The following is a 21,544-nucleotide window of genomic DNA, read 5'->3' as shown; positions in this document are numbered from 1 at the left end:
GAGTAACCATGATGTCGAATAAAGCTCGTCTGGCTCTGGCCGTGATGATGATCAGCGCGCTCGCAGCGTGCAAATCGGGCGTGAAGCTCGACGACAAGGCCAACAACGCCGGCGCGGTCAGCACGCAGCCGAGCGCGGACAACGTCGCGCAAGTGAACGTCGATCCGCTGAACGATCCGAACAGCCCGCTCGCGAAGCGCAGCATCTACTTCGACTTCGACAGCTATTCGGTGAAGGATGAGTACCAGCCGCTGCTGCAGCAACACGCTCAGTACCTGAAGAGCCACCCGCAGCGTCACGTGCTGATCCAGGGCAACACCGACGAACGCGGCACCAGCGAGTACAACCTCGCGCTGGGCCAGAAGCGTGCGGAAGCCGTCCGCCGCGCGATGGCGCTGCTCGGCGTGAACGACTCGCAGATGGAAGCCGTGAGCCTCGGCAAGGAAAAGCCGCAGGCAACGGGCCACGACGAAGCATCGTGGGCGCAGAACCGTCGCGCCGACCTCGTCTACCAACAGTAAGTAACGGAAGAATTGCCGTATGACGCACCGTGTATCCTGGCTGCGCGTTGCCGCAGCGTTCTGCGTCGTCGGCGCGGCGTGGTCGGCCGCGCCGGCGCACGCCGGCATGTTCGACGACAACGAGGCGCGCCGTGCCGTGCTCGATCTGCGCAGCAAGAGCGACAACCTGGCCAGCCAGTTGTCGGCAGCCCAGCGTACGATCCTCGATCAATCCGGCCGTATCGACCAGCTGAACCAGCAGGTCGCAACGCTACGCGGCGAGAACGAGGACCTGACGAACCGGCTGACGACGCTCGAACGGCAGCAGAAGGAGTACTACCAGGATCTCGACACGCGGCTCAAGAAGTTCGAGCCGCAACAGGCGACGATCGATGGTGTCGAAGGCACCGTTCAGCCCGGTGAAACGGATGCGCTCAGCGCGGCGCAGCAGCAGTTCCGCAACGGCAATTTCAAGGCTGCCGCGGCGTCGTTCCGCAGCTTCATCGCGAAGTATCCGCAAAGCCCGTACCAGCCGACCGCGCAATACTGGCTCGGCAATGCGCAATACGCGCTGCGCGACTACCGCGGGTCGACGGCGACTTGGCAGGCGATCGTGAGCAAGTATCCGCAGCATCCGCGCGCGGCCGATGCGCTCGTCGCGATCGGCACGAACCAGCTCGAACAAGGCCAGAAGGCGGCCGCGAAGAAGACGTTCGAGCAGGTCGTATCGCAGTACGCCGGGTCGAACGCGGCGCAGACGGCGCAGGGCAAGATCGAGAGCATCAAGTAAATCGTCGCGACGGGTCGTTGACAGGTATACGACCCGCCGCTATAATCTTTTGCTCTTTGGGTCGTTAGCTCAGTTGGTAGAGCAGCGGACTTTTAATCCGTTGGTCGCGTGTTCGAGTCACGCACGGCCTACCAAGGATGTAAAAAAGGGGCTTCCGGGAAACCGGAAGCCCCTTTTTCATTGGTGCTCGCCGGTTGAGTCTCCGGGCTGCCGCGGCCGCATCTCCATCGCCCTACCCGTTCTCCGACATCCTCGCCGCGACGATCACGCGCGTTCGCGTCATCCCCACGCTGCGTGCGCAGCCACCGCCGCAGCGTCGCACCGAACACAGCGCTGAACGCCTGCTCCGAGTACAAACCGAGCGCCAACCCGATCGCCGCTTCGCCCGCGCCGCGTCTGCTGCAGCAACGCGCACGCCCGCATCGCCCGGCTCCGCACGACGAACAAACCAATATCCCTTCACTGAAATGTCGCGCCCCGATCGACAGGCAACAGATGAAACGCGACCATGCGGCATCGCGAGCGAGCCGTCGACGCCGGGCCATGCAAGGCGCCGCACGCGCCCGTCACCGCGCCGCGAATTCCTGCCCGACGACAACCATCGACGCCACGCGTCCATGAGACGTTTACGCCAAAAATGTCGCTATCGGCTATCGAAACCCTCATCCGTAACGCCCAGAATAGCCATGCATCGCCCGAGATCGCGGCACCAGCCGCTCAACCCATCCAAAGGACGCATCATGCTGAACTGGAACGAATACCGGAAGGAACTGACGACTCGCATCGGCGACATCGCGAAGCTCTCGCCCGACACGTTGGCCGGCTACAAGGCGCTGTCGGGCGCCGGCGCGAAGACGGGCCATCTCGACGCGAAGACGCGCGAGCTGATCGCCCTCGCGGTGGCCGTCACGACACGCTGCGACGGCTGTATCGCGGTGCACACTGCCGAAGCCGCGAAGCACGGCGCGACCAAGGAGGAAGTGGCCGAGGCGCTCGGCGTCGCGATCGCGCTGAATGCGGGCGCGGCGCTCGTCTACTCGGCACGCGTGATGGACGCGCTCGGCGACTGACGCGCGCGCCGCGTAGCCGCCGAATCGTCACCCGACGATCGCGGCGGCCAGTCCAGCGGGCCGGCCGCCGCGAACTCCGCTACCATGCGCGACAGTTCATCGCGAAGGAGCGCTCCATGTGCCGCTGGCTCGCCTACACCGGCAATCCGATCCCGCTCGAGACCGTGCTGTTTCGCGCGAAGCATTCGCTGATCGACCAGAGCCTGCATTCGGAACTCGGCGTGACGACGACCAACGGCGACGGCTTCGGGATCGGCTGGTACGGCCATCCCGATGAACTGCCGTTCCGCTACCGCTCCGTGCATCCCGCCTGGAACGACCGCAATCTGCGCGAAGCGGCCCGCGCGATCCACTCGCGCATGTTCGTCGCGCATATCCGCGCGGCGACCGATGGGCCCGTGCAGGAAACCAACTGCCATCCGTTCCGCCACGGCCGCTGGCTGTTCGCGCACAATGGGCTGATCCGCGATTTCCACAAGCTGCGCCGCGACCTGACGATGAAGGTCGACCCCGCGCTGTTCTCGACGCTGGAAGGCTCGACCGACTCCGAATTGATGTTTCGTCTCGCGCTGACCTACGGCCTGGAGCAAGCCCCGCTGCCCGCGCTCGAGCGCATGGTCGGCGTGATCGAGGAAACCGCGGCGCGGTATCGCGTCGCCGAGCCGCTCAACATGACGGTCTGCGCGACCGACGGCGAGCGGATCGTCGCGGCGCGCTATTCGAGCGAACGGCAATCGCGATCGCTGTTCCACAGCACGTCGTTCAGGCATTTGCACGAACTGTATCCGCACAATCCGCGTATCGCGGAAGTGGGCAACGATGCGTTCATGGTCGTATCCGAGCCGCTCGTCGACCTGCGCGGCGCATGGGAAGAAGTGCCCGAAAGCACGGCAATCGTCGCGCATGGGGCCGATGTACAGCAGCGGCCATTCAATCCAAGGCACAAGTGACGCGCTTTTCCCGGAATATCAGTCACTTGCCGAGGGCGCAGCATTGCGCCCGGGGATATTATCCGCGGAGATTCGCGGCGTAAAACCTCGCGCAAAAAATATGATTCTAAAACCCGCGGAATTGACAGCCGATTAACGAACCATCTTGCAGCCCAATTTTAATCTGGAAATTCTATTTAAAACGGAAATACTCGTCACCGCATTATCCGTGCCGAAATTGAAAGTCACGCCATTACGTGCGCGATACGCTGATGCGATGTCAGCCATACCGGGCAAGGCGGCGGCAATAATGCCTGGGTTCGTTTCAATTCGATTACCACCCTTATTTCAAATTGTTACGCAGTCCGTGGAAATTGCCAGTCGCGCACTCTCCGCTGCAATATTTCGTAATAAGATAGGAAATTTACGAGACATCGAAAAGCACGTTACAATCGGCCGACATTGCGATCGACAGATCGACTCAAAACAAAATTGCCCCTCGATTTTCGGCATATCGGCTCTGAAATGAATCATCCTGCCAATCCTTCTCCGCCCGATCCACTGTCAGGCGGCCGCAGCGCATTTTCGGGCGCGAACCCGCGCCCGTTCGTCGTGTGGCTGACGGGCGTGTCGGGCGCCGGCAAGTCCACGCTCGCCAGCTTGCTGAAGCTGCAGCTGGACGCGCTCGGGCACCGAACTTATCTGCTCGACGGCGACACGCTGCGCGAAGGGTTGAACCGGGATCTCGGCTTCAGCGATGCCGACCGGCGCGAGAACATCCGACGCACGGCCGAAGTGGCGCGGCTGATGACGGATGCGGGCTTCATCGTGATCGCCGCGCTGATCTCGCCGTTCGCGGACGCACGCGCCCAAGCGCGTGCGCGCTTCGCGCCCGGCACCTTCGTCGAGGTATTCGTCGACGTGGCGCTGGAGGTTGCCGAGGCACGCGATCCGAAGGGGCTGTACGTGTTGGCGCGACGCGGAACCATCCAGCAATTCACCGGCATCGGCTCGCCGTACGAGCAACCGGAGTCGCCCGAAGTACACGTGAGGACGGCGGAGGCGAGCCCCGACGCCTGCGTGGCCGAGATCATGCGGCAATTGCCGTTGTAGGCCGCGCTCGCACTGCAAGCATCGAGACACCATTGCGGCGAGCACGCGCAACACATCGACTGCGGCGCGCCCCGCATCCGGGTCGTCCGGTCATCCACGGCAGCGGCTGCACGTCGATTCCTTCGTCGAGCGCCGCATGCGCCGCCTGCGCACCCGCACCGCAACCAATGCACAAAAAAGCGGGGCAGCTCCCGTCGAGCTGCCCCGCTTTTTACTTCAATCGACAGAAACCGCGCCTGCTCAGCGTCCGCCCGTCTTCTGCGTGCTGCCCGACTGCCGCCCGCGCACCAGCTTCCACAACGCACCGAGCGCAACCGGCACGACGGCGGCGCCGATCCCCGCCAGCACGATCACGTTCAGGTACTGCCGGATGAACGGAATATTGCCGAAGAAGTAACCGAGCAGCACCAGCAGCAGCACCCACAGGAGCGCCCCGATCACGTTGAACAACTGGAAGCGCGTGAAGCTCATCGCCGATGCACCGGCGACGAACGGCGCGAACGTGCGCACCACCGGGATGAACCGCGCGAGCACGATCGTCTTGCCGCCATGCTTGTCGTAGAACGAATGCGTCTTCTGCAGCGCCGCGCGATCGAGGAAGCGCTCGAGCACCGGGATATGCGTATTGAACACCTTCGGCCCGATCCAGCGGCCGATCAGGTAGTTGACGGTATTGCCGGCCGTCGCCGCGACGAGCAGCAGCGCGATCAACGCGCCGACGTTCATGTCGCCGGTTGCCGCGAACGCACCGCCGATGAACAGCAGCGAATCGCCGGGCAGGAACGGCAGCACGACGAGCCCCGTCTCGCAGAACACGATCAGGAACAACACCAGATACACCCATGCGCCGTACTGCCGGATGAAGTCGCCGAGGAACGCGTCGATGTGCAGGACCAGGTTGACGAAATGAAGCAGCGTATCCAAATGCGATTCCTCGAAGGCGAAGGGCCGGACCGGCCGGAACAAGCGTGAACGCCCGCCGGACAAGGCGGCGCGCGCAACGGAGCCCCATGATACCGAAACTACCTTAAGGCTCCGTGAAAAAACGTAACGGCCGGCGGCTCCGGCACGCCGCCGCCGCGTCGCTATAATTCGGCCATGTCCGAAATCACCCAAACGGTCGCGGGCGACGCGTCCGCCCCTGCCCCGCGCCGCCTGCGCGCGATCCTGCCGCTGCCCGACCAGCTGATCAGCCAGATCGCGGCCGGCGAGGTCGTCGAGCGCCCGGCGTCGGTCGTCAAGGAATTGCTCGAGAACGCGATGGACGCCGGCGCGCGCTCGCTGCGCATCGTGCTCGAGGAAGGCGGCGTCAAGCGCATCTCGATCACCGACGACGGCTGCGGCATTCCGCCCGACGAGCTGCCGCTCGCGCTGATGCGCCACGCGACCAGCAAGATCCGCTCGCTCGAAGAGCTCGAGGCCGTGGCGACGCTCGGTTTTCGCGGCGAAGCGCTGGCGTCGATCGCGTCGGTCGCCGAGCTGGCGATCACCAGCCGCACGGCCGACGTCGCGCATGCGACGAAGATCGACGCGACGACCGGCGCGCTGTCGCCGGCCGCCGGCGCGGTCGGCACGACGATCGAGGTGCGCGAGCTGTACTTCAACACGCCCGCGCGCCGCAAATTCCTGAAAAGCGAGCAGACCGAGTTCGGCCACTGCATCGAAATGATCCGCCGCGCGGCGCTCGCGCGCCCGGACGTCGCGATCTCGGTGCTGCACAACGGCAAGGCCGTCGAGCACTGGAACGCGAGCGAGCCGGCGCAGCGCGTCGCGAAGATCCTCGGCGACGGCTTCGCGACCGCGCACCTGCCGCTCGACGAACGGGCCGGGCCGCTGGCCGTATACGGCTGCGCCGGCCTGCCGACCGCGAGCCGCGGCCGCGCGGACCAGCAATACTTCTTCGTGAACGGCCGCTTCGTGCGCGACAAGCTGCTCACGCACGCGGTGCGCGCCGCGTATGAGGACGTGCTGCACGGCGACCGCTATCCGTCCTACGTGCTGTTCCTCGACCTGCCGCCGGAAGCCGTCGACGTGAACGTGCATCCGTCGAAGATCGAAGTGCGCTTCCGCGATTCGCGCTCGATCCACCAATATGTGTTCCACGCGGTGCAGCGCGCGCTCGCGCGCCATGCGGGCGCGTCGCCGGACACGACCGCCGGCGGCCACGCCGCGCACCTCGAAGCCACGCCACGCGAGCCCGCCTCGTTCGGCGATACGCCGCTCGGTCAGCGCAGCGCGGCGGGCACGGGCGCGACGGGCTTCTCGCCGGCGGCTTCGTTCGGTGCGTCGTCGGGCTCCTCGTCCACTTCGTCCACCTCGTCCGCCTCGTCGCCCGGCAGCACGTGGATGCGTCAGGCGCGCATGACGCAGGGCACGCTGCCGGTCGCACAGCCGCTCGCGCTCTACGACGCGCTGTTCGGCCGCAAGGACACGGCCGCCGGCACGCCGCTGATCGCACGCGATTCCGCCGATCCAGCCGACCCGTCGCGCACTCCGCTGCCCGGCTTCGCCGCCATGCCGCTCGCGGCCGCCGCGCACGACGAGCAGCCGCTCGGCTTCGCGCTCGGCCAGATCCACGGGATCTATGTGCTCGCGCAAAACGCGCACGGCCTCGTGATCGTCGACATGCACGCGGCCCACGAACGAATTCTCTACGAGCAGTTCAAGAACGCGCTCGCCGATCGCACGGTCGCCGTGCAGTCGCTGCTGCTGCCGATATCGATGACGGCGACGCCGGTCGAGATCGGCACCGTCGAGGAAGAGCGCGACACGCTCGAATCGCTCGGCTTCGATCTCGCGGTGCTGTCGCCGACGACGCTTGCGATCCGCGCGGTGCCCGCGCTGCTGAAGGATGCCGACCTGCAGTCGCTCGCCCGCGCGGTGCTGGCCGATCTGCATGCGTTCGGCGGCTCGCGCGTGCTCACCGAGCGCCAGCACGAGCTGCTCGGCACGCTCGCGTGTCACCACGCGGTGCGCGCGAACCGGCGCCTGACGCTCGACGAGATGAACGCGCTGCTGCGGCAGATGGAAGCGACCGAGCGCGCCGATCAATGCAATCACGGCCGACCGACGTGGTATCAGCTGACGCTGAACGACCTCGACCGCCTGTTCATGCGCGGCCAATGAGCGTTTCGTTGCAGTCCCGTCCGACGACGATCGCATGCCTGCTCGGCCCCACCGCGTCCGGCAAGACGGCCGCCGCGCTCGCGCTGGCCGCGCGCCGGCCGATCGAGATCGTCAGCGTCGATTCGGCGCTCGTCTATCGCGACATGGATATCGGCACCGCGAAACCGACGCGCGACGAACGCGCGCGCGTGCCGCACCATCTGATCGACATCATCGACCCGGCCGATTCGTACTCGGCCGCGAGCTTTCGCGCGGACACGCTGCGGCTGATCGGCGAGATCGCCGCGCGCGGCAACACGCCGCTGCTCGCCGGCGGCACGATGCTGTACTACAAGGCGTTGACGCAGGGGCTCAACGACCTGCCGGGCGCCGACCCGGCGCTGCGCGCGGAACTCGATGCCGACGCCGCACGCGACGGCTGGCCCGCGCTTCATGCGCGGCTGGCGCGCATCGATCCGGCGACCGCCGCGCGGCTCGCGCCGAACGATGCGCAGCGCATCCAGCGCGCGCTCGAGGTGTGCATGCTGAGCGGGCAACCGATGTCCGCGCTGCTCGCCGCGCCGCGCGCCGCGGACGATGCGGCCGCCGCCTACCGCTTCGTGCCGGTCGCGCTCGAGCCGTCGGACCGCGCGGTGCTGCATGCGCGCATCGCGCAGCGCTTCGACGCGATGCTCGAAGCGGGCTTCATCGACGAAGTCGAACGACTGCGCCGCCGCGAGGATCTTCATCTGGGGCTGCCGTCGATGCGCTGCGTCGGCTACCGGCAGGCGTGGGAGTACCTCGACGGCGCCATCGACTACCGGACGATGCGCGACAAGGGCATCTTCGCGACGCGCCAGCTGTGCAAACGGCAGATCACGTGGCTGCGCGCGATGCCCGAACGGATCGTGGTCGACTGCATCGCACGCGATTCGACCGCGCAGGCGCTCGATGCGCTCGAGCGCGTGCTCGACGGCCTCGCCGCGCGCTGACGCGCCCGCGTCGCGAGCCGCCGCACTTACTGCGCGAGCGTCACGAGATTGGCGTCGCGCACCAGTTGCCAGCGGCCGTCGCGCTTGCGGAAGATCGTCAGCGTGTGGCCCGAGCGCCGCACGGTGTCGCCGCCCGACGGCGTCGCGTCGATCTCGATGAAATTGCGCAGATACGCCCAGTCGCCCATCACGCGCAGCTCGTCGATCCGGTAACGGCCGTCGACGGCCGCCGCGTGCGCGCCGCGCGATGCGGCTGCGAACGCCGCCTTGTCGAACGGCGGCTGGCCGGCGACCATGAAGATCGCATCGTCGGCGATCAGGTCGAGCACGGTCGCCAGATCGCCGCGGCGGCTCGACACGAACCAGGTTTCCACCAGCGCGCGAATCGCGTGTTCGTCTTCGGTCATCGTCGTCCCTCCTTCAATGCCGCATCGGCACGCCCGCGCCGAGCGCGAAAAAAAACCGCCCGGATCGTCTCCGGGCGGCTTTCGTCACTGCATGCTGCGGCGGCGCGTCAGGCCACGACCGTCTGCGCCTCGCCTTCGCGGCTCGCACGCACGGTGCCGATCTTCCACACCTGCTCGCCGGCGGCCGTCAGGTCGGCGATCGCCGCGTCCGCATCGGCTGCCGCGACGATCACGGCCATCCCGATCCCGCAGTTGAACACGCGGTGCATTTCGGCGTCCGCAACGCCGCCGTGCTCCTGCAGCCACTTGAACAGCGGCGGCAGCGGCCAGGCGTTCTGGTCGAGCTCGGCGGTGAGGCCTTCGCGCAGCACGCGCGGAATGTTCTCGACGAGGCCGCCGCCGGTGATGTGCGCCATGCCCTTCACCGTCAGCTTCTGCATCAGCGCGAGCAACGGCTTCACGTAGATGCGGGTGGGCGCCATCAGCGTGTCCGCCAGCGAGCGGCCGTGGAAATCGGCCGACAGGTCGGGGTTCGCGCGCTCGATGATCTTGCGCACCAGCGAGAAGCCGTTCGAATGGATGCCGCTCGATGCGAGGCCGAGCACCACGTCGCCTGCGCCGATCGTGCTGCCGTCGATGATCTTGCTCTTCTCGACCGCGCCGACCGCAAAACCGGCCAGGTCGTATTCGCCGTCCGGGTACATGCCCGGCATCTCGGCCGTTTCGCCGCCGATCAGCGCGCAGCCCGACAGCTCGCAGCCATGGGCGATGCCCTTGACGACGGTCGCGGCCGTGTCGACGTCGAGCTTGCCGCAGGCGAAGTAGTCGAGGAAGAACAGCGGCTCGGCGCCTTGCACGAGGATGTCGTTCACGCTCATCGCGACCAGATCCTGGCCGACGGTGTCGTGTTTGTTCAGATGAAATGCGAGCTTCAGCTTGGTGCCCACGCCGTCGGTGCCCGACACGAGCACGGGCTCCCGGTACTTCTTCGGCACTTCGAACAGCGCGCCGAAGCCGCCGATGCCGCCGAGCACGCCGTCGCGCAGCGTTTTCTTCGCAAAAGGCTTGATCTTGTCGATGAGCGCGTCGCCCGCGTCGATGTCGACGCCTGCGTCGCGGTAGGACAGACCCTGAGCGTCGGGAGCGGATTTCGGAGGATTCATGGGGGAATGCGAGAAGGTCGGTAAAATGCGATTTTACCCGAAGCCGGCCCGTTGGCCGGAATTCCCAGCACCGATTCGTCAGGGATTGCATCTTGGTCGACACGTCCCCGTTTTTCCCGCTCCGCGAGCCGTGCGCCACGCTGCGCACGCGGATGCGCGCGGCCACGCGGGCGGCCGGTGTCGGCGCGATCCCCGGTGCGTGCCCCGCGTACGGCACGCGTTTCGTCAACCGCCTCGCATTGTGACCGTCGTGACCCGTCAACTGACGCTCGATCTCGGCACGCCGCCGCCCGCCACGTTCGACAACTTCATCATGAACGAGGAGAACGACGAGCTCGTGTCGCGGCTCCAGAAGCTCGACCTCGCGCTCGCGGCGGGCCCCGTGCCGGACCGGTCGTTCTACATCTGGGGCGAGCCGGGCAGCGGCCGCACCCACCTGCTGCAGGCGCTCGTGAGCGACGCGTCGTACGGCTATGCGCGCTACCTGACGCCGCAGAGCCCGCTCGGCGCGTTCACGTTCGACCCGCGCATCGGCATCTACGCGATCGACGACTGCGACAAGATGAGCGACACGCAGCAGGTCGCGCTGTTCAACCTGTTCAACGAAGTCCGCGCGCATCCGTCGAGCGCGTTCGTGGCCGCGGGCCCCGCGGCCCCGCTCGCGCTCGACGTGCGCGAAGACCTGCGCACGCGGCTCGGCTGGGGGCTGGTGTTCCACCTGTCGCCGCCGTCCGACGCCGGCAAGATCGCCGTGCTGAAGCTCGCGGCGAAGGAGCGCGGCATCGCGCTCACCGATGACATCGCCGCGTACCTGCTGACCCATTTCCGCCGTGACATGCCGAGCCTGATGGCGCTGCTCGACGCGCTCGACCGCTTCTCGCTCGAGCAGAAGCGCGCGGTCACGCTGCCGCTGCTGCGCCGGATGCTGGCGCGCCCGGGCGACGACATCGCGCCGCCCGGCACAGGCCCGAACCGCTTCGAGTAAAATGCCCTTCCATGACTAATCTGGCACTCTTTGACCTCGATCACACGCTGATCCCGACCGATAGCGACCACGAATGGGGTCGCTTCATGGTGAAGCTCGGCATCGTCGACGCGGAAAGCTTCTCGCGTCAGAACGATCAGTTCTTCGCCGACTACAAGGCCGGCAAGCTCGACATCCACGCGTACCTGTGCGCGATGCTCACGCCGCTCGCGAAGTATTCGCGCGCGCAGCTGGCCGAATGGCACGAGCAGTACATGCACGAGGTGATCCGCCCCGCGATGACGCCCGCCGCGCTCGAGCTGGTGCGCAAGCACCTCGACGCCGGCGACCTGTGCTGCGTCGTGACGGCGACCAACGAATTCATCACGCGCCCGATCGCGACCGCATTCGGCGTCGAGACGCTGATCGCGTGCGAAGTCGAAACGACCGACGGGCATCCCGACTCGCCGTACACGGGCCGGCCGACCGGCACGCCGAGCTATCGCGAAGGCAAGATCGTGCGCACCGAAGCGTGGCTCGCGTCGCTCGGCAAGCACTGGGACGACTTCGAGCACAGCTACTTCTACAGCGACTCGCACAACGACATCCCGTTGCTCGAGAAAGTCACCGACCCGATCGCGACCAACCCCGACGACACGCTGCGCGCGCATGCAAGCAACCGCGGCTGGCGCATCCTGGACCTCTTCTGAACGTCGTGATCAAAAAATTCATTCGCAAGCTGCTCGGCCAGGACGGCGCCGAGCAAGCGGCCCCGGCCGCAGCAGCCTCGGCCTCTGCCTCGGCCGAACCGCCCGCCACTTCGCCGCGCGCCGCCAAGGGCAGCCGCAGCACCGCCGCGGCGAAGAAGCCGCGCAGCAACCACGAACCGACCGTCGTGCCGGCCAGCGTGCACCGGATCGATCCGTCGCTGATCTCGAAGAACGCGGTGCGCGTGACCGACACGCTGCAGCAGGCGGGCTTCCGTGCGTTCATCGTCGGCGGCGCGGTGCGCGACCTGCTGTTCGGGATCGCGCCGAAGGACTTCGACGTCGCGACCGACGCGACGCCGACCGAGGTGCAGCGCCTGTTCCGCCGCGCCCGCCTGATCGGCCGCCGCTTCCAGATCGTGCACGTGCAGTTCGGTCAGGAGCTGATCGAGGTGTCGACGTTCCGCGCGCTGGTCGATGCGCCGCCCGAGGCCGCGCCGGCCGAGCCGCCGAAGCGCCTGAAGCGCGACGAGCTCGATCGCCGTACGCATGCGGTCGACGCGAGCGGCCGCGTGCTGCGCGACAACGTCTGGGGCGAGCAGCACGAAGACGCGGCGCGCCGCGACTTCACGATCAACGCGATGTACTACGACCCGTCGACGCAGACGGTGCTCGATTACCACGACGGGATGGCCGACATGCGCGCCCGCCTGCTGCGGATGATCGGCGATCCGGCCACCCGCTATCGCGAGGATCCGGTGCGGATGCTGCGCGTGGTGCGCTTCGCGGCGAAGCTCGGCTTCGAGATCGAGCCGCACACGCGCGAGCCGATCAAGCCGCTGGCCGACCTGATCAACAACGTGCCGGCCGCGCGCCTGTTCGACGAGATGCTGAAGCTGCTGCTGTCGGGCCACGCGCTCGCGTGCCTGAAGCAGCTGCGCGAGCAGGGGCTGCACCACGGGCTGCTGCCGCTGCTCGACGTCGTGCTCGAACAGCCGCAGGGCGAGAAGTTCATCACGCTCGCGCTGAACAACACCGACGCGCGCGTGCGCGCCGGCAAGCCGGTGTCGCCCGGCTTCCTGTTCGCGACGCTGCTGTGGCACGACATGCGCCAGCGCTTCGAGCAATACTCGGCCGACGGCGAATTCCCGGTGCCGGCCCTGCATCGCGCGATGGACGACGTGCTCGACATGCAGACCGAGAAGCTCGCGATCCACAAGCGCTACTCGGCCGACATGCGCGAGATCTGGGGGCTGCAGCTGCGCCTCGAGAAGCGCTCGGGCCGCAGCGCGATGCGGCTGCTGGAACACCAAAGATTTAGAGCGGGGTATGATTTCCTCCTGTTACGCTGCGAATCCGGCGAGCTCGATGCAGAGGTCGGCCAGTGGTGGACGGATTTCATCGAAGGCGATGCAGCCGCGCGTGAGGCCCTCCTCACGCAGGGCGGCCCGAAGGAAAAATCGCCGCGCAAGCGGCGCCGCCGCGGCGGCGCGCGAAACCGCCAGCCGGGCGAAGGTGCAGCCGAGCAGTCGCGGGACACCGAGGGCGGTTCGGGCGACTGACGCTCGCTGGCGAACGACGTAGGAAGTGATGCCATGACGGTTGCATATATCGGACTGGGGGCGAATCTCGGCGATGCGCGCCAGACTCTGAAGGACGCGGTGGTGTGCCTGGCACAGCAGCGCGCCATCTCGGTCCTCGGCAAATCGAGCCTGTATCGCACGGCGCCGTTCGAAGCGAGCGGCGACGATTACTACAACTGCGTCGTCAAGCTCGACACGACGCTGTCGGCCCGCGAGCTGCTCGCGCTCTGCCAGAAGATCGAACATCACTTCGGGCGCGAGCGCCCGTATCGCAACGCACCGCGCACGCTCGACCTCGACATCCTGCTGTTCGGCACCGATGCGATCGACGAGCCCGACCTGATCGTCCCGCATCCCCGCCTCACCGACCGCGCCTTCGCGCTCGTGCCGCTCATCGAAATCGACCCGGCGCTCGACATCCCGCTGCGCGGCCGCGCCGACGCATTTCTCGCGGCCGTCGCCGATCAGCGCGTCGAGAAGGTGCAGACCTGCCAATGCCTGATGCAGAAGGCCCTCGCCGCCGGCGCAGACGCCGACAAGAACCGCTGCCGATGAACAATGCTCCGCTGACCGTCACCGCGCCCGATCTGCGCGCCCCGCACCGCTACCTGGTGATCGAAGGCCCGATCGGCGTCGGCAAGACGACGCTGGCGCGCCTGCTCGCCGAACGCTGGTCGATGCAGGCGCTGCTCGAGCGCCCGCAGGACAACCCGTTTCTCGAACGCTTCTACCGCGACACCGCGCGCTACGCGCTGCCCGCGCAGCTCGCGTTCGCGCTGCAGCGCGCGCAGCAGGCGCGCGAGCTGCTCGGCGCGCTCGACACCGGCCGGCCGGTGGTCGCCGATTTCATGCCGCAGAAGAACGACATCTTCGCGCGGCTGAACCTGCCAGAAGACGAATGGCAGCTGTACCGCGCGATCGCCGCGCACGTCGACGTACCGCAGGCGCCCGCGCCCGATCTGGTCGTCTATCTGCAGGCGAGCCCCGAGGTGCTGTTCTCGCGCATCCAGAAGCGCGGCCTGCCGATGGAGCTGCAGATCAGCGACGCGTACCTGCGCGCGCTGGTCGACGCCTACAACGAATTCTTCTATCACTACGACCGCACGCCGGTACTGACGGTCGCGGCCGAACATCTGAACCCGCTGGATTCCCCCGAAGACCTCGCGCTGCTGATCGAGCGCATCGACACGATGCGCGGCCGCAAGGAATTCTTCGTCAAGGGCGAGACGACGCGCTGACGCGCGCACCGCCCGCCGTTCCTCCCCCATTCGAACCGGATTTCCCCATGACCTATCTCCAGGAATCGAGCCGGCCTGCGATCACTGTGCCGAAGCTGCAGGCAATGCGCGAAGCCGGCGAGAAGATCGCGATGCTGACCTGCTACGACGCGAGCTTCGCCGCGCTGCTCGATCGCGCCGGCACCGACGTGCTGCTGATCGGCGACTCGCTCGGCAACGTGCTGCAAGGCCACACGACCACGCTGCCCGTGTCGCTCGACGACATCGCGTACCACACCGCGTGCGTCGCGCGCGTGCAGCCGCGCGCGCTGGTCGTCGCCGATCTGCCGTTCGGCACCTACGGCACGCCCGCGGAAGCGTTCGCCCATTCGGTCGCGCTGATGCGCGCGGGCGCGCAGATGGTCAAGCTCGAAGGCGGCGAATGGCTCGCCGACACGATCCGCTTTCTCGTCGAACGCTCGGTGCCGGTGTGCGCGCATCTCGGCCTCACGCCGCAGTCGGTGCATGCGTTCGGCGGCTTCAAGGTTCAGGGCCGCACCGAAGCCGGCGCCGCGCAGTTGCTGCGCGACGCGCGCGCGATCGAGGACGCCGGCGCGCAGCTCGTCGTGCTCGAAGCGGTGCCGACGCTCGTGGCCGCCGAAGTCACGCACATGCTGAAGATCCCGACGATCGGGATCGGCGCGGGGCTCGATTGCTCGGGCCAGGTGCTGGTGCTGCACGACATGCTGGGCATCTTCCCCGGCAAGCGGCCGCGCTTCGTGAAAGATTTCATGCAAGGCCAGCCGAGCATCCAGGCCGCCGTCGAAGCGTACGTCAGCGCGGTGAAGGAGCGCACGTTCCCCGGCCCCGAGCATTCGTTCTGATCCGCGGGCCGGCCGCTCGCTCGCCGGGCGCGCGGCCCGGACAAAAAAGCGCGGCGTCCTGTACGGGACGCCGCGCTTTTTTATCTATGCGGCACGCCGCGCGGGCCATCAGTGCATCATTTCAACACGGCGTCGAGCGCGCCGCGCAGCGCGTTGGTCAGCAGCAGCGCATCCGCGCGCGCGAGGTCGTCGCGCGTGACGATCCGCTCCAGCGCGTCGAACGCCGGATCGTCGAGCAGCACGCCGCGCATCACGCCCGGCAGCACGCCGCTCGCCAGCGGCGGCGTGACCCAGCGCCCGTCGAGCTTCACGAACAAGTTCGAGCGGCCGCCTTCGGTCACCTCGCCGCGCTCGTTGACGAACAGCATGTCGAAGCCGCCGAGCGCCTCGGCCGCCTGCCATGCGCGGTCGTATTCGGCACGGTGGGTCGTCTTGTGCAGCAGCAGCGCGTCGTCGCTGCGCGTCGGCGCGAAGCCGTGCGCAGACGCAAGCATCACACCGACCGGCCCCGCCGGCAGCGGCTGCAGCGCCGCGACGGTGATCTCGAGCGTGCCGTCCTTCGCGAGCGCGAGCTTCATCCGGTACGGGCCGTCGCCGTCGAGCGCCGCGCAGCGCGCGTCGATCGCGCGGCGCAACGCGGCGGCGTCGAAGCGAAAGCCGAACGCGTCGGCGCTGCGTTGCAGCCGGGCGAGATGGCGCTCGACGTGGCGGATGCCGGTCGCGCGCGTCGCGGCGGTGGTTTCGAACAAGCGGAAGCCGGGATCGGCGTCGGTCAGGAAACGCGCTTTCAATTCGCACTCCGCGTATTCGTCGGCGGCCACGCTGTCGAGGACGATGCCCGCGCCGACGCCCATCGTGCCGCGCCAACGGCCGGTAGAGGCGGCGGCGCGCTCTCCGTGTGCCGCGGCGGCGGCTGTGGCAGGAGAACCCACCGGGGGGATCGCGGTGGGTGCTTCGGGTGCTTCGGGTGCTTCGGGTGCTTCGGGTGCTTCGGGTGCTTCGGGTGCTTCGGGTGCTTCGGGTGCTTGAGGTGCTTGAGGTGCTTGAGGTGCTTGAGGTGCTTGGGATGCTCTGTGTGCTTCAGGTGCTTCCAACGCCTCGACTGCTTCAGCCGCCTCGATCCTCAGCGTCCGGATCGCGACCGACAGACAGAAGTCGCCGCACCCGGCCGCCCCGCGCGACGCCCCGTGCGGCGCATCGAGCCAGCCGATCGCACCCGTGTAGAGCCCGCGCGGCGTCGCCTCGATCGCATCGATCAGCTCCATCGTCTTGTGCTTCGGCGCGCCGGTGATCGACCCGCACGGAAACAGCGCGCGCAGCATCTGCGCGAACGTGGTGCCGTCGCGCCAGCCGGCCTCGACGGTCGACGTCATCTGCCACACCGACGCATACGGCTCGACCGAGAACAGCGCCGGCACCTTCACCGAGCCCGTGCGGGCGATGCGCGACACGTCGTTGCGCAGCAGGTCGACGATCATCACGTTTTCGGCGCGGTTCTTCGGATCGTTCGCGAGGAACGCGGCCGCCGCGGCATCTTCGTGCGGATCGGCCGAGCGCGGCGCGGTGCCCTTCATCGGCCGCGCGCGCAGCACGTCGCCGTGCTTCTCGACGAACAGCTCTGGCGAACACGATACGACCCACGCGCCGTCGGGCAGCGCGATCAGCGCGCCGTAACGCACCGGCTGACGCGCGCGCAGCCGCCGGTACAGCGCGAGCGGCGTGCCGAACATGTCGAAATTCAGCCGATACGTGTAGTTGATCTGGTACGAATCGCCCGCGCGCAGCGCGTCGTGCACGGCCGCTATCGCCGCGTCGAATGCGTCGCGCGACACGCTCTTGGCGACATGCGCGACGCCCGCGATCGACGGCGGGCCGCCGCCGTCCTGCTGCGCGAGCCATGCGTCGGCTTCGTCGCGCGACAGGCGCTCGCAGCGCGCATACAGCAAAAAGCGCAGCGGGGCGTCGCCCGGCTGCGCTCGTTGCAGATTGCGCCCGAATTCGTAATCGCCGACGACGACCGCGTGCAGCCCGTCGCGCAGATCCTGCGCGAGCGCCGCGTCGACCTCGTCGAGCCGTGCCGGATCCGTGCAGACGCGTTCGCGCACGAAACCGGAATACAAACGACTCGACCGCGCGGACGCGGTCGAGTCGCAATCGTCCAAGAGCGCGAACGACGCGCTCTCGCAGCCTTCAGTCATGCGTTCACTCGAAGAAGCTCTTCATGCGGTCGAACCAGCTCTTGCTCTGCGGGCTGTGACGCGCACCGCCCTCGGCCAGCGACTTCTCGAACTGCTTGAGCAGGTCGCGCTGCTGGTCGGTCAGCTTCACCGGCGTCTCGACCTGCACGTGCACGTACAGATCGCCGGCGATGCTCGAGCGCAGCCCCTTGATGCCCTTGCCGCGCAGCCGGAACGTCTTGCCGGACTGCGTGCCTTCCGGCACCGGGAACGACGCGCGGCCGGCCAGCGTCGGCACCTCGATCTCGCCGCCGAGCGCGGCGGTCGTGAACGGGATCGGCATCTGGCAGTGCAGATCGTCGCCGTCGCGCTCGAACACCGAGTGCGGCTTGATGTGGATCTCGACGTACAGGTCGCCCGGCGGCCCGCCGTTGATGCCCGGCTCGCCGTTGCCGGCCGAGCGGATCCGCATCCCGTCGTCGATGCCGGCCGGGATCTTCACCTCGAGCGTCTTGGTTTCCTTCACCTTGCCCGAGCCATGGCAGTGCGCGCACGGTTCGGGGATGTAGGTGCCGGTGCCGTGACACTTCGGGCAGGTCTGCTGGATGCTGAAGAAGCCCTGCGACATGCGCACCGTGCCCTGGCCGTGACAGGTCGGGCAGGTTTCCGGCTTCGTGCCGGGCTTCGCGCCCGAGCCGTGACAGACTTCGCACGACACCCAGCTCGGCACGCGGATCTGCGTATCGTAGCCGTGCGCGGCCTGCTCCAGCGTGATCTCCATGCTGTAGCGCAGGTCCGCGCCGCGATACACCTGCGGGCCGCCGCGGCCGCCGCGCGCGGCGCCGCCCGCGGCCTGACCGAAGATGTCGCCGAAGATGTCGCCGAACGCATCCGCGAAGCCGCCGAAGCCCTGACCGCCCGCGCCGGCCATGTTCGGATCGACGCCTGCGTGGCCATACTGGTCGTACGCTGCACGCTTCTGGCCGTCCGACAGCATTTCATAGGCTTCCTTCGCCTCCTTGAAATGCTCTTCCGCATCCTTGTTGTCCGGATTGCGGTCGGGGTGGTACTTCATCGCAAGCTTGCGATATGCCTTCTTGATTTCGTCGTCGCTCGCATTCTTCGCGACGCCCAGAACCTCGTAGTAATCCCGTTTCGCCATATCGATTCACTGTGCCGCCACGCATCGCGCACGCGGCGGCTCCTTTCGCCCGCAGTAAAGTCTCTCGACTCGTCTGGCGCTGCACCGTCCGCGGACGGCTCACGCAGCACCCGCCAAAAAACAAATGTGCCCGGAGGGCCGCGAGGCCCGCCAGGCGTGGAGTCGATCCGGCCATCCGGAAGGAAAGACAGACCGCTGTTCAGCCGCACCGCACACCGCGCGTCGTGCGGTGCCATGGCAACCCGGCTTAGTCCTTCTTCACTTCCTTGAACTCGGCGTCGACGACGTCGTCAGCTGCCTGCTGCGCGCCGCCCGCATGGGCCGCGCCTTCCGCTGCACCTGCCGCGCCCGCCGCACCGGCCTGCTGCGCCTGCATGTCGGCGTACATCTTTTCGCCGAGCTTCTGCGAAGCCTTGCCGAGCTCCTCGACCTTCGCGTCGATCGCCGCCTTGTCGGCCGACGTATCCTTCAGGACGTCCTCGAGCGACTTCAGCGCCGCTTCGATCTTTTCCTTCTCGCCCGCGTCCAGCTTGTCGCCGTACTCGGTGAGCGCCTTCTTCGTGCTGTGGACGAGCGCGTCGCCCTGGTTGCGCGAATCGGCCAGCTCACGCAGCTTGTGGTCTTCCGCCGCGTTCGCTTCCGCGTCCTTGATCATCTGGTCGATTTCGGCGTCGGACAGGCCCGAGTTCGCCTTGATCGTGATCTTGTTTTCCTTGCCGGTCGCCTTGTCCTTCGCGCCGACGTGCAGGATGCCGTTCGCGTCGATGTCGAAGGTCACTTCGATCTGCGGCACGCCGCGCGGTGCGGGCGGGATGCCTTCGAGGTTGAACTCGCCGAGCAGCTTGTTGCCCGCGGCCATCTCGCGTTCGCCCTGGAACACCTTGATCGTCACGGCCGACTGGTTGTCGTCCGCCGTCGAATACACCTGCGAGTGCTTCGTCGGGATCGTCGTGTTCTTGGTGATCATCTTCGTCATCACGCCGCCGAGCGTCTCGATGCCGAGCGACAGCGGGGTCACGTCGAGCAGCAGCACGTCCTTGCGGTCGCCCGACAGAACCTGGCCCTGGATCGCCGCGCCAACCGCGACGGCTTCGTCCGGGTTCACGTCACGGCGCGGTTCCTTGCCGAAGAACTCCTTCACCTTCTCCTGCACCTTCGGCATGCGGGTCTGGCCGCCGACCAGGATCACGTCGTCGATGTCCGACACCTTGACGCCGGCGTCCTTGATCGCGATGCGGCACGGTTCGATCGTGCGCTCGACGAGGTCTTCCACCAGCGCTTCCAGCTTCGCGCGGGTGATCTTCAGGTTCAAGTGCTTCGGACCCGATGCGTCCGCCGTGATGTACGGCAGGTTGATTTCGGTCTGCTGGCTCGACGACAGCTCGATCTTCGCCTTTTCGGCCGCTTCCTTCAGGCGCTGCAGCGCGAGCACGTCCTTCGACAGGTCGACGCCCTGCTCCTTCTTGAACTCGCCGATGATGTAATCGATGATGCGCTGGTCGAAGTCTTCGCCGCCGAGGAACGTGTCGCCGTTGGTCGACAGCACTTCGAACTGCATTTCGCCGTCGACGTCCGCGATTTCGATGATCGACACGTCGAACGTACCGCCGCCGAGGTCGTACACGGCGATCTTGCGGTCACCCTTCTCTGCCTTGTCGAGGCCGAACGCAAGCGCCGCGGCGGTCGGCTCGTTGATGATCCGCTTGACTTCGAGGCCCGCGATGCGGCCGGCGTCCTTGGTCGCCTGACGCTGGCTGTCGTTGAAGTACGCTGGCACCGTGATCACGGCTTCCGTGACCGGCTCGCCGAGGTAGTCTTCGGCCGTCTTCTTCATCTTGCGCAGCACTTCAGCCGAAATCTGCGGCGGCGCGAGCTTCTCGCCGTGCGCTTCGACCCATGCGTCGCCGTTGTCGGCCTTGATGATCGCGTACGGCATCAGGCCGATGTCCTTCTGGACTTCCTTCTCTTCGAAGCGACGGCCGATCAGGCGCTTCACCGCGAACAGCGTGTTCTTCGGGTTGGTCACGGACTGACGCTTGGCCGGTGCGCCGACGAGCACTTCGTTATCGTCCATGTAGGCGATGATCGACGGCGTCGTGCGCGCGCCTTCCGAGTTCTCGATGACCTTGACCTGATTGCCTTCCATGATGGCGACGCACGAGTTCGTGGTGCCGAGGTCAATACCGATGATCTTTCCCATTTTTCCTAATCTCCAGAAATGCCTGTTTGCTGCGCGAAACCCCGCGTTTTTGGGCGGTTTCGCACGCCAGAATTCAACTCTGTTCCCGAAATGCGTCCGGCCGATCCGTTTTCAAGACCCGCCAAGCGATGCGGATATTAAATTTTTTCAATCGCCGCCGGTAGCCGGATCGTGCGGGGTGCCGCGGCCGTCGCCGGACGCCGCGGCGATCTTCGCGCGCGCCGCGGCCACCGCCGCCTCGAACTGCGCGAGCCCATGCCAGCCGGTCGCGCGGCCGAGCCGCTTGCCGCCGTGGAAGAAGAACCACGTCGGCACGCCGTGCAGGCCGAAGCGGCGCCCCAGCTCATGATGTTCGTAGACGTTGCAATGGAACCACTTCAGGCCCAGCGCGCGGATCGCGTCGGGTTGCGCGAGCATCGCCTTCTTCGCGATCTCGCAGTTGAAGCAGTCGACGCCCCAGACGAACACGACGGCCAGCGCGTCGCCGGCGCCGGCGAGTTCGGCGTCGAACGTGTCGGCCGCCAGCGCCTGCATGTCGAACGCTTCGAACGCGGCCGGATCGACGCCGGCGGGAAGCATCG

General features: G+C 67.1%; 21 protein-coding genes and 1 tRNA gene. 15 read left to right on the top strand and 7 right to left on the bottom strand.

Annotated elements, in window-relative coordinates:
- Positions 1-8 precede the first annotated feature (8 nt).
- From pal to cysC, 7 genes are all read left to right on the top strand, one after another.
- Positions 9-521 carry a peptidoglycan-associated lipoprotein Pal gene (gene pal, locus EX20_RS19805; protein WP_011883386.1) on the top strand — a complete coding sequence of 171 codons (513 nt, stop codon included), beginning with the start codon at positions 9-11 and terminating at the stop codon, positions 519-521.
- A 19-nt stretch (positions 522-540) separates the two neighbouring features.
- Positions 541-1,290 (top strand): tol-pal system protein YbgF, encoded by a 750-nt coding sequence (gene ybgF, locus EX20_RS19800; RefSeq protein ID WP_011883385.1) that lies wholly within the window; start codon positions 541-543, stop codon positions 1,288-1,290.
- A gap of 58 nt (positions 1,291-1,348) precedes the next feature.
- Positions 1,349-1,424, top strand: a tRNA-Lys gene (locus tag EX20_RS19795).
- A 606-nt stretch (positions 1,425-2,030) separates the two neighbouring features.
- On the top strand, positions 2,031-2,360 hold the full coding sequence (locus tag EX20_RS19790; protein ID WP_011883382.1) for a carboxymuconolactone decarboxylase family protein: 330 nt from the start codon (positions 2,031-2,033) through the stop codon (positions 2,358-2,360).
- Positions 2,361-2,476: 116 nt separating this feature from the next.
- On the top strand, positions 2,477-3,310 hold the full coding sequence (locus EX20_RS19785) for a class II glutamine amidotransferase (protein ID WP_014722496.1): 834 nt from the start codon (positions 2,477-2,479) through the stop codon (positions 3,308-3,310).
- Between the two features lie 145 nt (positions 3,311-3,455).
- Positions 3,456-3,818 carry a hypothetical protein gene (locus tag EX20_RS32040; RefSeq protein ID WP_131929051.1) on the top strand — a complete coding sequence of 121 codons (363 nt, stop codon included), beginning with the start codon at positions 3,456-3,458 and terminating at the stop codon, positions 3,816-3,818.
- Positions 3,815-4,402: an adenylyl-sulfate kinase gene (cysC, locus tag EX20_RS19780; protein ID WP_011883378.1), complete on the top strand. Its 588-nt coding sequence runs from the start codon at positions 3,815-3,817 to the stop codon at positions 4,400-4,402. The genes EX20_RS32040 and cysC overlap by 4 nt, the downstream gene beginning before the upstream one ends.
- A gap of 240 nt (positions 4,403-4,642) precedes the next feature.
- Here cysC and EX20_RS19775 read toward each other — a convergent pair whose 3' ends face one another.
- Positions 4,643-5,326, bottom strand: a complete 684-nt coding sequence (locus EX20_RS19775; protein ID WP_014722494.1) for a DedA family protein — start codon at positions 5,324-5,326, stop codon at positions 4,643-4,645.
- A 174-nt stretch (positions 5,327-5,500) separates the two neighbouring features.
- Here EX20_RS19775 and mutL point away from each other — a divergent pair, with 174 nt between their 5' ends.
- Both mutL and miaA read left to right on the top strand, forming a co-directional pair.
- On the top strand, positions 5,501-7,528 hold the full coding sequence (gene mutL, locus EX20_RS19770) for a DNA mismatch repair endonuclease MutL (protein ID WP_034194459.1): 2,028 nt from the start codon (positions 5,501-5,503) through the stop codon (positions 7,526-7,528).
- On the top strand, positions 7,525-8,499 hold the full coding sequence (gene miaA, locus EX20_RS19765) for a tRNA (adenosine(37)-N6)-dimethylallyltransferase MiaA (RefSeq protein ID WP_011883374.1): 975 nt from the start codon (positions 7,525-7,527) through the stop codon (positions 8,497-8,499). Before mutL ends, miaA begins: the two co-directional genes overlap by 4 nt.
- A 26-nt stretch (positions 8,500-8,525) precedes the next feature.
- Here miaA and EX20_RS19760 read toward each other — a convergent pair whose 3' ends face one another.
- Positions 8,526-8,906 (bottom strand): YybH family protein, encoded by a 381-nt coding sequence (locus EX20_RS19760; protein WP_034194458.1) that lies wholly within the window; start codon positions 8,904-8,906, stop codon positions 8,526-8,528.
- 107 nt (positions 8,907-9,013) lie between these two features.
- Positions 9,014-10,069 carry a phosphoribosylformylglycinamidine cyclo-ligase gene (purM, locus tag EX20_RS19755; RefSeq protein ID WP_034194457.1) on the bottom strand — a complete coding sequence of 352 codons (1,056 nt, stop codon included), beginning with the start codon at positions 10,067-10,069 and terminating at the stop codon, positions 9,014-9,016.
- Between the two features lie 250 nt (positions 10,070-10,319).
- On the opposite strand from purM, the gene hda reads away from it, so the two are divergent.
- From hda to panB, 6 genes are read left to right on the top strand one after another with little or no spacing between them, the layout of a single operon-like run.
- On the top strand, positions 10,320-11,054 hold the full coding sequence (gene hda / locus EX20_RS19750) for a DnaA regulatory inactivator Hda (protein WP_011883371.1): 735 nt from the start codon (positions 10,320-10,322) through the stop codon (positions 11,052-11,054).
- Positions 11,055-11,065: 11 nt separating this feature from the next.
- A complete protein-coding gene (locus EX20_RS19745; RefSeq protein WP_011883370.1) occupies positions 11,066-11,743 on the top strand; it encodes a histidinol-phosphatase in 678 nt (225 codons plus the stop codon).
- Between the two features lie 5 nt (positions 11,744-11,748).
- The gene (pcnB, locus tag EX20_RS19740) at positions 11,749-13,302 is read left to right on the top strand and encodes a polynucleotide adenylyltransferase PcnB (protein ID WP_034194456.1); all 1,554 of its coding nucleotides are present in this window, start codon (positions 11,749-11,751) and stop codon (positions 13,300-13,302) included.
- A gap of 33 nt (positions 13,303-13,335) precedes the next feature.
- A complete protein-coding gene (folK, locus tag EX20_RS19735) occupies positions 13,336-13,878 on the top strand; it encodes a 2-amino-4-hydroxy-6-hydroxymethyldihydropteridine diphosphokinase (RefSeq protein WP_034194455.1) in 543 nt (180 codons plus the stop codon).
- Positions 13,875-14,561: a deoxynucleoside kinase gene (locus EX20_RS19730; RefSeq protein ID WP_014722489.1), complete on the top strand. Its 687-nt coding sequence runs from the start codon at positions 13,875-13,877 to the stop codon at positions 14,559-14,561. Before folK ends, EX20_RS19730 begins: the two co-directional genes overlap by 4 nt.
- Before the next feature lie 47 nt (positions 14,562-14,608).
- Positions 14,609-15,424, top strand: a complete 816-nt coding sequence (gene panB / locus EX20_RS19725; protein ID WP_014722488.1) for a 3-methyl-2-oxobutanoate hydroxymethyltransferase — start codon at positions 14,609-14,611, stop codon at positions 15,422-15,424.
- 116 nt (positions 15,425-15,540) lie between these two features.
- Here panB and EX20_RS19720 read toward each other — a convergent pair whose 3' ends face one another.
- From EX20_RS19720 to EX20_RS19705, 4 genes are all read right to left on the bottom strand, one after another.
- Entirely contained in the window at positions 15,541-17,622 is a 2,082-nt protein-coding gene (locus tag EX20_RS19720) for a chorismate-binding protein (protein ID WP_034194454.1), read from the bottom strand.
- Positions 17,623-17,626: 4 nt separating this feature from the next.
- Positions 17,627-18,763, bottom strand: a complete 1,137-nt coding sequence (gene dnaJ / locus EX20_RS19715; protein WP_034194453.1) for a molecular chaperone DnaJ — start codon at positions 18,761-18,763, stop codon at positions 17,627-17,629.
- A 247-nt stretch (positions 18,764-19,010) separates the two neighbouring features.
- A complete protein-coding gene (gene dnaK / locus EX20_RS19710) occupies positions 19,011-20,963 on the bottom strand; it encodes a molecular chaperone DnaK (protein ID WP_011883357.1) in 1,953 nt (650 codons plus the stop codon).
- 147 nt (positions 20,964-21,110) lie between these two features.
- Positions 21,111-21,542 (bottom strand): thioredoxin family protein, encoded by a 432-nt coding sequence (locus EX20_RS19705; protein WP_034194452.1) that lies wholly within the window; start codon positions 21,540-21,542, stop codon positions 21,111-21,113.
- Positions 21,543-21,544 lie beyond the last annotated feature (2 nt).

The sequence above is a fragment of the Burkholderia sp. WP42 genome (genome assembly GCF_000745665.1).
Lineage (GTDB): Bacteria > Pseudomonadota > Gammaproteobacteria > Burkholderiales > Burkholderiaceae > Burkholderia > Burkholderia vietnamiensis.
Note: the sequence above shows the minus strand (reverse complement) of the source record. Positions and strands in the feature narration are given on the sequence as shown.